Annotated in this window: 10 protein-coding genes and 1 tRNA gene; 9 read left to right on the top strand and 2 right to left on the bottom strand. The window is 69.8% G+C overall.

Features of this window, described 5'->3' with window-relative positions; genetic code table 11:
* Positions 1-122 precede the first annotated feature (122 nt).
* The 3 genes from recJ to B5F23_RS01590 are packed head-to-tail and all read left to right on the top strand — an operon-like array spanning position 123 to position 6,587.
* The gene (gene recJ / locus B5F23_RS01600) at positions 123-3,443 is read left to right on the top strand and encodes a single-stranded-DNA-specific exonuclease RecJ (protein ID WP_087350856.1); all 3,321 of its coding nucleotides are present in this window, start codon (positions 123-125) and stop codon (positions 3,441-3,443) included.
* 21 nt (positions 3,444-3,464) lie between these two features.
* Positions 3,465-5,897 (top strand): RelA/SpoT family protein, encoded by a 2,433-nt coding sequence (locus B5F23_RS01595; RefSeq protein WP_087350854.1) that lies wholly within the window; start codon positions 3,465-3,467, stop codon positions 5,895-5,897.
* Positions 5,898-5,951: 54 nt separating this feature from the next.
* Positions 5,952-6,587, top strand: coding sequence for an MBL fold metallo-hydrolase (locus B5F23_RS01590; protein WP_087350851.1), 636 nt, complete (start codon positions 5,952-5,954; stop codon positions 6,585-6,587).
* 43 nt (positions 6,588-6,630) lie between these two features.
* Here the strand turns inward: B5F23_RS01590 and B5F23_RS01585 are convergent.
* Positions 6,631-6,715 (bottom strand) — tRNA-Leu (locus tag B5F23_RS01585).
* A gap of 171 nt (positions 6,716-6,886) precedes the next feature.
* Between B5F23_RS01585 and B5F23_RS01580 the strand changes: the two genes are divergently transcribed.
* The 6 genes from B5F23_RS01580 to B5F23_RS01555 all read left to right on the top strand — a co-directional run bounded on the left by B5F23_RS01580 (position 6,887) and on the right by B5F23_RS01555 (position 11,939).
* Positions 6,887-7,405 (top strand): ferritin, encoded by a 519-nt coding sequence (locus tag B5F23_RS01580; protein WP_087350848.1) that lies wholly within the window; start codon positions 6,887-6,889, stop codon positions 7,403-7,405.
* A 288-nt stretch (positions 7,406-7,693) separates the two neighbouring features.
* Positions 7,694-8,266, top strand: a complete 573-nt coding sequence (infC, locus tag B5F23_RS01575) for a translation initiation factor IF-3 (RefSeq protein WP_164484252.1) — start codon at positions 7,694-7,696, stop codon at positions 8,264-8,266.
* Position 8,267: 1 nt separating this feature from the next.
* Positions 8,268-8,465 carry a 50S ribosomal protein L35 gene (gene rpmI / locus B5F23_RS01570; protein ID WP_087350845.1) on the top strand — a complete coding sequence of 66 codons (198 nt, stop codon included), beginning with the start codon at positions 8,268-8,270 and terminating at the stop codon, positions 8,463-8,465.
* A 50-nt stretch (positions 8,466-8,515) separates the two neighbouring features.
* Positions 8,516-8,881: a 50S ribosomal protein L20 gene (gene rplT, locus B5F23_RS01565; RefSeq protein ID WP_087350842.1), complete on the top strand. Its 366-nt coding sequence runs from the start codon at positions 8,516-8,518 to the stop codon at positions 8,879-8,881.
* Positions 8,882-9,044: 163 nt separating this feature from the next.
* Entirely contained in the window at positions 9,045-10,412 is a 1,368-nt protein-coding gene (locus tag B5F23_RS01560; protein WP_087350839.1) for a LuxR C-terminal-related transcriptional regulator, read from the top strand.
* Positions 10,413-10,802: 390 nt separating this feature from the next.
* The gene (locus B5F23_RS01555) at positions 10,803-11,939 is read left to right on the top strand and encodes an acyltransferase family protein (protein WP_087350835.1); all 1,137 of its coding nucleotides are present in this window, start codon (positions 10,803-10,805) and stop codon (positions 11,937-11,939) included.
* A 306-nt stretch (positions 11,940-12,245) separates the two neighbouring features.
* Here the strand turns inward: B5F23_RS01555 and ilvC are convergent, their stop codons facing one another.
* Positions 12,246-13,241 (bottom strand): ketol-acid reductoisomerase, encoded by a 996-nt coding sequence (gene ilvC, locus B5F23_RS01550; RefSeq protein WP_087350832.1) that lies wholly within the window; start codon positions 13,239-13,241, stop codon positions 12,246-12,248.
* Positions 13,242-13,274: the final 33 nt, after the last annotated feature.

Genomic DNA, 13,274 nt, shown 5'->3' with positions numbered 1-13,274 from the left:
CAGACGGGGCGCGTGGCGCCCACACCCGAAGAGGCACGCATGAGAACCACCGACTCACGGGCCGGCGCACGGGGCGCCGGCCTCCCACGACCCGCACACCCGACCGGCGGAGGCGAGCTCTGATGCCCGGCGTCCTGGAGAGCCGCCGCTGGGCGGTGCTGCCGTCCGACAGGTCTGCCGAGCGCCGGCTTGCAGACGAGCTCGGCGTGGCGCCGCTCGTGGCGCGGGTCCTGGTCGCCCGCGGGCATGCTGACCCAGAGGACGCGCGGGCCTTCCTCACACCGTCGCTCGCGCGCGACTGGGAGGACCCGCTCGTCATCCCCGGGATGGACGAGGCGGTCGAGCGCGTGGGGCGCGCCCTCGACGAGCATGAGACCATCGCCGTCTTCGGCGACTTCGACGTGGACGGGATGACCTCGACCTGCCTGCTCACGCTCGCGCTGCGCCGTCTCGGCGGCGACGTCCACCCCTTCATCCCCCGGCGCTTCGGCGAGGGGTACGGGCTGTCGCGCGAGGCGCTCGACCGCGTCCGGAGCGGCTGCTCGCCGGACCTCGTGGTGACCGTCGACAACGGCATCGCCTCGGCGCGCGAGGTCGCGTGGCTCACCGAGTCCGGCGTCGACGTGGTGGTGACCGACCACCACGAGCCGGCCGACCTCGTGCCCGAGGGCGTTCCCGTGACCGACCCCAAGCTCGACCCCGACTGCCCCTCGCGTGAGCTCGCGGGCGCCGGGGTGGCGCTCAAGCTCGTCTGCGAGCTCGGCCGGCGTCGCGGCATGCCCGACCTCTGGCTCGACTACGTTGACGTCGCAGCTCTCGGCACCCTCTCGGACATGATGCTGCTCGCGGGCGAGAACCGCGCGCTCGTCGCGGAGGGCGTGGAGCGCATGCGGCACCACACCCGTCCCGGGCTCGTGGCGCTCGCGGCCACGGCGGGGGTCGACCTCGCCGAGGCGGCCGCCGACGGCCTGCCCTTCTCGCTCATCCCGCGCCTGAACGCGGCCGGGCGCATGGGCTCGACCGACGTCGCGCTCGACCTGCTGCTCACCGATGACCCCGCCGAGGCCGCCGAGCTCGCCGGCCGGCTCGAGGCCGTCAACACCGAGCGCCGCGAGACCGAGGCCGCCCTCGCCGAGCGCGCGCTCGCCCAGGCCGAGCTCACCTACGACGGCGGCCGTGCCGTGGTCGTCGCGGGCGAGGGCTGGCACGAGGGCGTCAAGGGCATCGTCGCCTCGCGCCTCGTGAACCGCTACCACGTCCCCGCGATCGTCTTCAGCGTCACCGAGGACGGCCTCGCGCGCGGGTCGGGGCGCTCGGTCGGCTCCGTCGACCTCTTCCACGCCGTCGAGCAGTGCGCCGACGTGCTCGTGCGCTTCGGCGGGCACGCCGGAGCGGTGGGCGTGACGTGCGAGGCGGAGAAGGTCGACGAGTTCCGCGCGCGGCTCTCGGCCGCCCTCGCCACGCTCCCGGACGAGCAGTTCGAGGACACGGGTGAGATTGCCGCGGTCGTGCGGCTCGGGGAGATCACGGTGGAGTCCGTGAGCGAGCTCGAGGGCCTCCAGCCCTTCGGGCAGGGCAACAAGCGCCCCCTGCTCGCGGTCACCGGCGTCTCCACGAGAAACCGCGCCCTCGTCGGCGCCGACGGCGCCCACCTGCGCTTCGTTGCCACCGACGGGGTGAGCTCGGTTCCCGCCATCATGTTCAGGGCCCCCGACCCCGAGCGCGCCTGCGCCTGGGAGGGGGCCGTCGACGTCGTCTTCGAGGCGGTGAACGAGACCTGGCAGGGCCGCACCAAGCCCAAGCTCATGGTCAAGGACCTCGTGCTGCGCACGGGGGAGGGGGCCGACGGCGCCCCCTCGCTCGCCGACGACCTCCTGGCCGCGGCAGACGCCGAGGCCGCCTCTCGCCCCTCGCCCGGGCGCCCCGACGCGCCCGCCCCCGAGGCCGCGCGCCGCTCCGAGCTCGCCCGGCTCGGCGGGGATGAGCTCACCGACGCCCTCCGACGCCAGATGATCGGCGACGCTCCGCTCCTTGAGGCGCAGCGCGCGGCGCTCGAGCGCCTCGCCGCCGGACGCTCGTGCCTGGCCGTCATGGCCACGGGGCGCGGCAAGTCCCTCGTCTTCCACCTCCACGCCGCCCGCGAGGCCATCGCGCGCGGGCGTGCGAGCGTCTTCGTCTACCCGCTGCGCGCCCTCGTCGCCGACCAGGCCTACCACCTGCGCGAGGCCCTCGCGCCCCTGGGGCTCTCCGTCGAGGTCCTGACCGGCGAGACGCCCGGCGCGGAGCGGTCGAGGATCTTCTCGGCGCTCGCAGACGGGACGGCAGACGTCGTCCTCACCACGCCGGAGTTCCTCGCCATCCACCGCACGCGCTTCGCGGAGTCCGGGCGCGTGGGGTTTCTCGTTGTCGACGAGGCGCACCACGCGGGCTCTGCCGGGCCGCACGCCCGCGCGGCCTACCTGGAGCTTCCGTCTGTCCTCGCCGACCTGGGGCGTCCCCCTGCGCTCGCCGTGACGGCCACCGCCGCCCCCGAGGTCGCCCGCGGCATCTGCGACCTGCTCGGCGTCGCGCCCCAGGACGTGGTCTGCGACCCAACGCGCCGCGACAACCTCTCCCTGGACGACTGCCGCGACCTGCGGGACCGCGAGGCCGCCCTCGTCTCAATCGTCGCGACCGGCGAGAAGTGCGTGGTCTACGTGAGCTCGCGCGACCAGGCGGTCTCCCTCGTGAGGATGCTGCGCCACCGCGTCCCCGAGCTCGCCGCGCGCCTCGCCTTCTACCACGCGGGCCTCTCGCGCGGCGTGCGCTCCCGCGTCGAGCGGGCCTTCCGCGACGACGCGCTGAGCTGCATCGTCTCGACGAGCGCCTTCGGGGAGGGGGTCAACCTCCCCGGCATCCGCCACGTGGTTCTCTTCGGTCTGCCCCTCGGCCAGGTCGAGTTCAACCAGATGAGCGGCCGCGCGGGCCGCGACGGGGCGCCGGCGACGGTGCACCTGCTCTTCGGCGGCCGCGACGTGCGCGCCGGCGAGCGCATCCTCGCGGCCGCGGCCCCTCCCCGCGCCGACCTCGTCGCGCTCTACCGGGCGCTCGGGTCGCTCTCGCGCGCCTCCGGAGCCGTCTCGCTCGACGACGACGGCATCGCCGCGGCCGCTCGCTCCCTCGACGCGCGCTGCGCGCTCGACGGCCGCGAGGTCGCCTCGGGGCTCTCGGTCTTCTCCGAGCTCGGCTTCTGCTCGGTCACGGGCTTCGGCGACGGCCGCAGGGTGGAGATGGCCCCCTCGCCGGCGCGCATGGAGCTCACGCAGTCCGCGTGCTACCTGGAGGGCCTGCACCTGCAGGAGGCGTTCGCCGAGTTCAGCTCCTGGGTGCTCGACGCCTCCGCCGACGATCTTCTCGCCCGCGTCAACCGACCCATAGCGCCCAACTTCGGTATCATCGTCTGAGGTGAGGAAGGGGCCAGAGAGATGAGCGCCAACGAGAAGGACCACGCATCCGCAACGCCCGCCGCGGGCACGCCCGCCGGGGTCGGGCCCGCCGCCGACGCGAGGGCTCCTGAGCCCGCCGCGGCGCCGGCCGCCCGTCCGAAAAAGGGCGTCCCCGAGGCCGCGAACTTCCGCCTGCTGCAGGCCGCCTGCGAGGCCTACCTCGACGAGGAGGGCTGCGAGAAGGTCGAGCGGGCGTACCGCTTTGCCGCGGACTACCACCGCGACCAGCGCCGCCGCTCGGGCGAGCCCTACATCAACCACCCCGTCGAGGTCGCCCTCATCCTCGCGCACGACCTGCGCATGGACGAGGACACCATCTGCGCCGCGCTTCTGCACGACACGGTGGAGGACACCCCGGCGACCAAGGACGAGCTCGTCGAGCGCTTTGGCCAGACGGTCGCCGACCTCGTGGACGGCGTGACCAAGCTCACCTCCATCCAGGTGAGCTCCATGGACGCCAAGCAGGCGTGGAACCTGCGCAAGATGTTCCTCGCCATGAGCCGCGACATTCGCGTGGTCATCATCAAGCTCGCCGACCGGCTCCACAACATGCGCACCCTCGCCGCGCTGCCGCCCGACCGGCGCCTGTTCAAGGCGCGCGAGACCATGGACGTCTACGCCCCGCTCGCCGACCGCCTGGGCATCTCGTCGGTCAAGTGGGAGCTCGAGGACCTCGCCTTCTTCTGGCTCGAGCCCGAGGAGTACCAGCGCGTGGCGCGCATGGTGCAGGACAGCAGGGCGCAGCGCGAGGACGACACCGAGCGGGCCATCAAGACGCTCGACGACGAGCTCAAGTCCGCCGGCCTCACGGGCTACCAGATCACGGGCCGCCCCAAGCACCTCTGGAGCATCTACCAGAAGATGACGCGCAAGGGGCGCGAGTTCTCCGACATCTACGACCTCATCGCGCTGCGCGTGATCACGCAGACGGTGGGGGACTGCTACTCCGCGCTCGGCGCGGTCCACTCGCTGTGGAACCCCATGCCGGGACGCTTCAAGGACTACATCGCCACGCCCAAGGCCAACCTCTACCAGAGCCTCCACACCACGGTGGTGGGCCCCGACGGCAAGCCGATCGAGATCCAGATCCGCACGGCCGAGATGCACGAGGCCTCCGAGTACGGCATCGCGGCCCACTGGCTCTACAAGAAGGAGGGCAACTCGCGCGGCCGCATGAGCGCCGAGGACCGCGCCATAGACTCCACGATCAACTGGATCCGCAAGACCCTCGACTGGGCCACTGAGGACGACATCGACGACCCGCACGAGTTCCTCGACAACCTGCGCGTGGACCTCTTCGAGCACGAGATCTTCGTCTTCACGCCCAAGGGCGAGGTCATGAGCCTCAGGCGCGACGCCACGCCGCTCGACTTCGCCTACGCGGTGCACACCGAGGTGGGCAACCACTGCGTGGGCGCCAAGGTCAACGGCTCGGTCGTCCCACTGTCCACCAAGCTCCAGATGGGCGACCGCGTTGAGGTGCTCACCAACAAGAACGCCAAGCCGAGCCGCGACTGGATGAACCTCGTGGCGATGCCGTCCACGCGCGCCAAGATCCGCAAGTTCTTCTCGACCCAGAACAGAAACGACGACGCCGAGGCCGGCCGCACCGAGCTCGCCCACGAGCTGCGCAAGCGCGGCTACGGCATCTCCACGCGCCGCACGGTCAAGGCAATCGAGCGCGTGTGCGAGGGCTTCGAGCTGCGCAGCGCCGACGACCTGTTCGCGAGCGTCCACACCGGCAAGATCTCGCTCAAGCAGGCGGCCAACCGCATCGAGGAGATCCTCGAGGAGGGCTCGCCCGAGCAGCTCGCCGCGGCGGCCGCCGAGGCGGAGCGCCAGGCGGAGCACGAGCACGCCATGGCGACCGGCGCGCCGGTCATGAAGTCCTACGCGCTCACGCAGGCCGCGCGCGGCAAGCGGCGCAGGAGCAACTGCGGCGTCGTGGTGAAGGGCGACCCGGACCTGCTCGTGCACCTGGCGCACTGCTGCAACCCCGTCGCCGGCGACGAGATCGTGGGCTTCATCACGCGCGGCCGCGGGGTCTCGGTCCACCGGGCCAACTGCCCCAACGTGGCCGACCTCATGAGGAACCCGGCCCGCATGATCGAGGTCGCCTGGGACACCTCGGGCGCCACCGAGTTCAGGGTCGAGATCGTGGTGGAGGCCACCGACCGCATGGGGCTGCTCAAGGACGTGACGGTCGCCATCGGCGACGCGGGGGCCAACATCCTCTCCGCCGCCACGCAGACGAGCGCCCAGGGCGTGGCGCGCCTGCGCTTCCTCGTGGCGATCTCTGACGCGAGCCTGCTCGACGTGCTGCTCTCCGCCGTGAGCCGGGTGCCGAGCGTCTTCGACGCGCGCCGCATCATGCCCGGCGAGGGTGCCAACCAGATGAAGCGCCGCGTGTGATTCAAGGGGACGGTCCCCTTCCGAGTCACCCCGCATCGTCCGAGAGGATCTGACATGGCCGAGAAGAGAGACGAGCTGCGCTGCTTTCAGGTGACGCCGCTCGCAACCAACTGCTACGCGTACGTGAGCGAGGGGGAGTGCCTGGTCGTCGACCCGGGCGGCTCGGGCGCGCAGGTCGCCGAGCACGTCCGCGACGCGCGCGTGACGTGCGTCGCGGCAACGCACGGCCACGGCGACCACGTGGGGGGCGTGGCGGCCCTCGTCCGGGCGACGGGCGCCCCGTTCGCGATTCACGCGGCGGACGCGTCCCTGGCGGCGCGCGCGGGCCAGATGAGCGAGGTGGGCCGCAGCTACGACGAGGACGCGCCCGCGCCCGACCGCGCGCTCTCCGAGGGCGACGTGCTGCGCGTGGGGACGGCCACCTTCACGGTGATGGAGACGCCGGGCCACACGCCCGGCGGGGTGGTGCTCGTGGGCGGGGGCTCGGCCGAGGGCGTGGCCTTCGTGGGAGACACCCTCTTCCCGGGCAGCCACGGTCGCACGGACCTCTCCGGCGGCGACGAGGCGCAGATCATGGCCTCGCTCGCGCGCATGGCGGACCTGATCGCGCCCGAGACGACGCTGCTGTGCGGGCACGGCCCGGCAACCACGATGGCGCGCGAGCTCGCGACGAACCCGTTTCTTCGGTAGGGGGGCAAGGCCCGCTGGTACTTCTCGCCAGCGGATTAAGGGGTGGTGCCCGAGGCGGGGCTCGAACCCGCACGAGTTGCCTCAACGGTTTTTGAGACCGTCGCGTCTGCCAATTCCGCCACTCGGGCCTGCCTGGGCGCGTGGGCGCCGGCTCCAGCAGGGCAACTATACCAGAACCCGGTCCGCGGGCGCTCCCGAACGCCCAACCACCCGGCCTCCGTGGCGCCGGGCAAGCGGTTTTGCGTCCGGTCGATGGGGTAGAATGCAGTCAACGGCCGCACGAGAGAAAGGAAGTCGCCATGGCCCTCACCCCCGAGGTCACCTCCGTCCTGAACGAGCAGATCAACAAGGAGATGTACTCGAGCTACCTCTACCTCACCTTCGCGGACTACTACGAGGACCGCGGCCTCAAGGGCTTTGCCAACTGGTACGAGATCCAGGCCAAGGAGGAGATGGACCACGCGCTGGCCATCCGTCGCTACCTGCTCGACAACGACTTCAAGCCCACGATGGAGGCCATCGCCAAGCCGGACAAGGTCTTTGACAACGACCTCGCCCCCCTCGAGGCGGGTCTCGAGCACGAGGAGTACGTCACGAGCCTCATCCACCACTGCTACGAGGTGGCCCACTCCGTCCACGACGTCCGCACGATGAAGTTCCTCGACTGGTTCGTCGCCGAGCAGGGCGAGGAGGAGACCAACGCCCGCGACATGATCACCAACATGAAGCTCTTCGGCTGCGACCCCAAGGGCCTCTACGACCTCGACCGCGAGTACCAGGCGCGCACCTACGTGCAGTCCGCCTCCCTCAACCTCTAGCCGCGGCCCGCGCGCCTCGCGTGGAGAAATCCTGAAGCCCGCGCGTCCCGGGCACTGGCGAGAAAAACCTCTTGCCGGGGCCCGGGACGCGTGCTATTCTCACCAAGTGTGCTTTTTGCGAAGCGGGATCGAACGTGGGTCCCCACCTGAACGGCGCCGCGTGGCTGCTGTCTGGTCAGACAACGAATGCTTTCTCGCCACAGGCGAGCGATGTCTCCCGGACGCTGCCATCACGTGCCGGGAGCTTTTTTGTGCGACGCGAGTCGCGGAGAGAGGAAGGTGTAGAAGATAGCCAGGAAAGACGGTCCTCGCATCAACGAGGAGATCACTTCACGCACGTGTCGCCTGATCGGCGTCGACGGCTCCCAGATGGGCCTGTTCGGCGTTCGCGATGCCCTGCGCATCGCCGGCGACCAGGGTCTTGACCTCGTGGAGATCGCGCCCAACGCAGATCCTCCCGTCTGCAAGATGCTCGACTACAAGAAGTTCAAGTACGAGCAGGACCGCAAGGCCAAGGCCGCTCGCAAGAACCAGGCCAAGGTCGAGATCAAGGAGATGAAGTTCCGTCCCAAGATCGACGTGGGCGACTACGAGACCAAGAAGGGTCACGTCATCCGCTTCCTCAAGAAGGGTGCCCGCGTCAAGATCACGATCATGTTCCGCGGCCGCGAGATGGCCCACCCGGAGCAGGGGCGCCTCGTCCTCGATCGCCTGGCAGCCGACCTCAAGGACGTCGCCACCGTCGAGCAGAAGCCGCTCATGGAAGGCCGCAACATGCACATGACCATCGTCCCGATCAAGGGCGCCTTCGACCAGAAGGCTGATGGGGACGGGGACGTCACCACGGAGAAGGAGAACTAGCATGCCCAAGATGAAGACGCACAAGGGTACGGCAAAGCGCTTCCGCCGCACCGGCTCTGGCAAGATCATGCGCGCCAAGGCGTTCAAGAGCCACATCCTCACCAAGAAGTCCCCCAAGCGCATCCGCGGCTTCCGCCAGGAGACCGTCATCTCGGACGCGGACGTCAAGACCGTGTCCCAGCGCATGGGTTCCAAGTAGGCGCGCGAGCGTCCCTCGACTGAAGTTTTCCAGCAAGGAGTTGATCAGATATGGCACGAGTCAAGCGCGCCGTCGCCGGCCGTAAGAAGCGCAACACGCTCGTCGAGCGCACCAAGGGCTACTACGGAGTCCGTTCCCGCACGTTCCGCGGCATGAAGGAGCAGGCCCAGCACTCCGGCCAGTACGCCTACCGCGACCGTCGCAACAAGAAGCGCGACTTCCGCGCCCTGTGGATCCAGCGCATCAACGCCGCCGCCCGCATGAACGGCCTCTCCTACAGCAAGTTCATGCACGGCCTCAAGCTCGCCGGCGTCGAGCTCGACCGCAAGGTCCTCGCCGAGATCGCCTACAGCGACGAGGCCACCTTCGCCGAGATCGCCGAGGTCGCCAAGAAGGCCATCGCCGACGCGGAGTAGCGCAAGGAGACAAGGGGACATCCCCTTCGCATCACCTCAGGCCCCGGGCTACGGTCCGGGGCCCTTTTCGTCTGTCGAGGCGGTTTGCATATCGGGCGCGACGTGACGTCTGCGCCGCCTGAGCCTACGATTCTGCTCGAAGGCAAACACGAGGGAGGCGGACATGACGCAGGCGAGAAGAACGGTGTGGGCTGTCGTGCGAGCGGCGCTCTGGGTGATGTTGGGGACGGCGATGCTCCTCGTGCCGTCCGCGATGGGCTATCTCAGCTATAAGGAGTCGGTGCCCGAGGGATGGGGGCGCCTCCTGGGCTTCTGGTCCTTCGTGCCATGGAGCGTGGCCATTCCGCTCGCGCTCGTAGCCGCCGCGCTCGGGTATGCGTATCGAGACCGGGTTGTGCCCCGGCGGCGGGTGCTCTGCGCTGCGGCCGCGGTGGCGCTCGTGGCCTATCTGGGGCTTGCGGGGGCATACTATCTTGGGATGGCCGGGGACTCCTACGTACTCCGTCAGTCAATCTCCCTCTTCGAGCGCGTTGCGCGTTACGCGGCCTGGTGCCTGTGGGGCGTCGTGCTCGTGGCCTGGGTGATGCCGGTCCCCGGGGCCAGCGAGCCGCCCGCGTCCCCGATCGACGGGCGTCCCGGTGCGGATGCGCTCACGGAGCGAGAGCGCGAGGTCGCCGAGCTCCTCGTCTCGGGGAGCACGCAGGCGCAGGCGGCCGAGGCGCTCGGCATCAGCGCGTCCTCCGTGAGCACCTATCGATCTCGCGCCTGCGAGAAGCTCGGGCTCGCCTCGCTCGACGAGCTCGTGCCTCCGTCGCGCGGCGCTGCCGCCCAGCCTCCCGAGCTGGACGTGGGGCGCGCGGGGTCGCTGCCGCTCATGGCGCTTGCGCTCTTCTCGGGCATGATCGTCCACAACGTGACGAACTACTCCTCGCTTGTGAGTTTCGATCATCAGGCTGGGGTGCTCGCCTTTCCCGTACTGGCGCTGATGCTGCCTTGGATCGTTCTTCTCGCCTATGCGAGGCTTCAGAACATGCGCCTGCGACACCGCAAGGTGAGCGGTCGCCTGGCCCTTGTGGTGATTGCCCTCGCGGGCCTGGGGCTGTGCGCGGGTGGGTCGCAGCCCATCTGGGTCGAGCTCCCCTCGAGGAGCATGGTGAGCGCAAGCGTGCCCGCCGCGGTCGGCTACGACATCGCGCTCGCCCTGCTCGCCCCGCATCTGCTGTGGCCGCGCGAGCGCGTGGCGCAGACGCTGGACGTGGAGCGTTGCGTGCTCTACCTGCGCGGGCGCGGTGCGGGTGAGCTCCAGGCACGCGTGCTCGTCGAGATCGCCCTCGGGCGCGCCACGCCCGAGATCTGCGAGTCCCTGCACGTGGCGCGCGGTACCGTGAGCGCCTACCGAGCACAGGGCTACGAGCGGCTTGGCGTGCACTCAAGCCGCGAGCTCGCTGACCTTCTGGCGCGTGACGTGGGGTTCGTGCCGTCCGCCGGCAAATCCGAACCGTTCGCGGAAGGCGAGAAAAACGCGGAATAGGGTAGCGCGCGCGGTGGAACAAACAGAGTAACTAAGAACATCGTCGCTACCCACAAAGCGACCGGCAGAGGAGGCGAGTCCAGTGAACACAGAAGAGATAGCAGGGTTTGGACCCGCCGACCGCGCGACCGAGGCCCTATAACAGCTGGGGCGAGCGCACTCGCCAACGTTCTCCGAAACGTATTTCGGAACGGGCTGATGAAGGAAGTGCCAGGGGCGGGTCCAGACATTGAATCGTCTCGTCGGACTTCGACCTCACTGACACGGGTGATTCCAAAGTACAAAGACGCGGGGCGGCGCAATGGGGCGCCGCCCCTTTTCTGTGCGTGCGCGCCGGTGTGCGCGAGGCCGCTACAATGGATGCTGACTCTAACCTGAAACGGGGGCTCCATGAGCGCATCTTCCGAACCGGCCCGCATTCACTCGCTCGACGGCCTGCGCGGCGTGGCGAGCGTCGTCGTGCTCGTCCTGCACGTTGCCATGATGCTCGAGCTCTGGGGGCCGGGTGCGCCGTACTCGCTCATCCCCGGCACCCCGGCCGTGATCGTGTTCTTCGTGCTCTCGGGCGTGGTCCTCTCGATCGGACCGCTCTCGCGCCTGCGCGCGGGACGCCCCTACGACTGGATCGCCTACTACCCCCGTCGCGTGGTGCGCCTGTGCGTCCCGCTCTTCGCCGCGGTCGCGCTCGGCGTCGTGGCGGGCTACGTCGCGTGGCGCATCGGGTCGACGGGCCGCTCGGCGACGGCGATCGACTTCGCCGGCGGGGCGCAGCGCGTCACCCATGACGTCCTCATGCAGTTCGACGTCGTCTTCAACGTTTCCGACGATGCCCGGACGCTCCTCGGCACCCCGCTGTCGCGAGTGAACTCCCCGGTGTGGTCGATGTGCTGGGAGCTGTGGTTCTCGCTCACGCTTCCGCTCGCGATCGCGTGCCTCGCGCGCGTTCGCCGCGAGCGCCTCACGGCCGCGGCGCTCTTCGCAGGCATCTTCGTCTCGCACTGGTGCGGCTACTTCCCGCTGCGGCTGTGCCTGACGTTTTGGCTCGGCGTCCTTCTCGCCCGCCACCTCGACGAGCTCTCCCGGGCGCGCCTGACCCCGGCCGTGGAGGTCGGCTGCCTCGTGCTGGCCCTGTGCCTCGTCGAGCTGGCCCAGGCAAACGCGGCGGGGCTGCTCGGGCCTGTCGACGCGCTTCTCGGCGCGGCGCTCGCGACGCTCATGAACGCCGCGTGCGCGGCCCTCGTGGTGCTTGCCGTGACCGACGGGCTCGTGCGGCGTGCCCTCTCCGTCCGCCCCGTGCGCTTCCTCGGCACCGTCTCGTTCTCGCTCTACCTCACGCACGCCGTGGTCGTGGGCGGGCTCGAGGCCCTGCTGCCCCGCCTTGGGGTCGTGTCCCCGCTTGCCCAGTCCGTCGTGGCGCTCGCGGCGAGCCTCGTCTTTGCCGTGGCGTTCTGGCGCGTCGTTGAGCGGCCGAGCATCGGTCTGTCGCATCGCGTTGGCGTCGCCGCGGCGCGCCCGGCGGGGGAGTAGGCGCGCGGTTTTTCTCGCCTGCGCCCGCACCCGATGCCCGCACTCAACAGGTGCGGGCGCTTTTGCACCTCGGGGGCGAGAAGTGCGGGCGAGTACCCGACGTTTGGCGGGGAGTGCGGGCTGGCGCGATCTCGAGGCCCGCACTCTCTGGGTGCGGGCGAGAAGTGCGGGCGAGAAGTGCGGGCATCGGGTGCGGGCGTGTTCCGTCTGGGCTCCCGTCCGGGCGCATCCGACGCACGCGAAGGGCCCGACGCGCGCGGCGCCGGGCCCTGGGACCGTCGATGCGGGCTCTTCTCGCCGATCCGGCTACTTCTTGATCCAGCTGAACATGGAGCGGATCTTCTCGCCGGTCTTCTCGATCGGGTGGGAGTTGATCTCCTCGCGCTTCTCGAGCAGCCACTTGTGGCCGTTGTTGCAGTCGTCGACGAACTCCTGCGCGAAGCTGCCGTCCTGGATGCGGGCCAGGATGCGCTTCATGGCCTCGCGGGACTCGGCGTTGATGACCTGCGGGCCGGCGTAGTACTCGCCGTACTCGGCGGTGTTGGAGATCGAGTAGTTCATGAAGTGGATGCCGGACTCGTACATGAGGTCGACGATCATCTTCATCTCGTGGTAGACCTCGAAGTAGGCCAGCTCCTCGGGGTAGCCCGCCTCGGTCAGGGTCTCGAAGCCGGCCTTCACGAGCTCGACGAGGCCGCCGCACAGCACCGCCTGCTCACCGAAGAGGTCCTCCTCGGTCTCCTCCTTGAAGGTGGCCTTGATGATGCCGGAGCGGGCGCCGCCGACGCCCCAGCAGTAGGACAGCACGATGTCCCAGGCGTCGCCGGTGGCGTCCTGCGCTACGCACGCGAGGTCGGGCACGCCGGAGCCCTCGGTGTACTGGCGGCGCACGATGTGGCCCGGGCCCTTGGGCGCGCACATGATGACGTTGACGTCCTCGGGGGCCTTGATGTAGCCGTAGTGGATGTTGAAGCCGTGCGCGAAGGCGAGCGTGTCGCCGGGCTTGAGGTGGTCCTTGATGTGCTCCTCGTAGACGGCCGGCTGGGTCTCGTCGGGCACGAGGACCATGATGACGTCGGCCTCCTCGGCGGCCTGGTCCATGCTCACGACCTTCAGGCCGGCCTCGCGGGCCTTCTCGGCGCTCTTGGAGCCCTCGCGCAGGCCGACGCGGACGTCGCAGCCGGAGTCCATGAGGTTGAGGGCGTGGGCGTGGCCCTGGGAGCCGTAGCCGATGATGGCGACCTTCTTGCCCTGGATGACGCTCGGGTCGACGTCCTTCTCGTAGTAGATGGTGACGGCCATGTTCTTCTCCTTAGTCGAGCCGCTTGTACCTAT

This window comes from Olsenella sp. An188, from assembly GCF_002160255.1.
GTDB lineage: Bacteria > Actinomycetota > Coriobacteriia > Coriobacteriales > Atopobiaceae > Thermophilibacter > Thermophilibacter avistercoris.
This window is presented reverse-complemented; position numbering and strand designations above follow the sequence as displayed.

What these genes read in the sequence shown, in the direction of transcription:
- recJ (WP_087350856.1), top strand. Translation starts at nt 123, where the DNA reads ATGCCCGGCGTCCTGGAGAGCCGCCGCTGGGCGGTGCTGCCGTCCGAC.
- B5F23_RS01595 (WP_087350854.1), top strand. Translation starts at nt 3,465, where the DNA reads ATGAGCGCCAACGAGAAGGACCACGCATCCGCAACGCCCGCCGCGGGC.
- B5F23_RS01590 (WP_087350851.1), top strand. Translation starts at nt 5,952, where the DNA reads ATGGCCGAGAAGAGAGACGAGCTGCGCTGCTTTCAGGTGACGCCGCTC.
- B5F23_RS01580 (WP_087350848.1), top strand. Translation starts at nt 6,887, where the DNA reads ATGGCCCTCACCCCCGAGGTCACCTCCGTCCTGAACGAGCAGATCAAC.
- rpmI (WP_087350845.1), top strand. Translation starts at nt 8,268, where the DNA reads ATGCCCAAGATGAAGACGCACAAGGGTACGGCAAAGCGCTTCCGCCGC.
- rplT (WP_087350842.1), top strand. Translation starts at nt 8,516, where the DNA reads ATGGCACGAGTCAAGCGCGCCGTCGCCGGCCGTAAGAAGCGCAACACG.
- B5F23_RS01560 (WP_087350839.1), top strand. Translation starts at nt 9,045, where the DNA reads ATGACGCAGGCGAGAAGAACGGTGTGGGCTGTCGTGCGAGCGGCGCTC.
- B5F23_RS01555 (WP_087350835.1), top strand. Translation starts at nt 10,803, where the DNA reads ATGAGCGCATCTTCCGAACCGGCCCGCATTCACTCGCTCGACGGCCTG.
- ilvC (WP_087350832.1), bottom strand. Translation starts at nt 13,241, where the DNA reads ATGGCCGTCACCATCTACTACGAGAAGGACGTCGACCCGAGCGTCATC.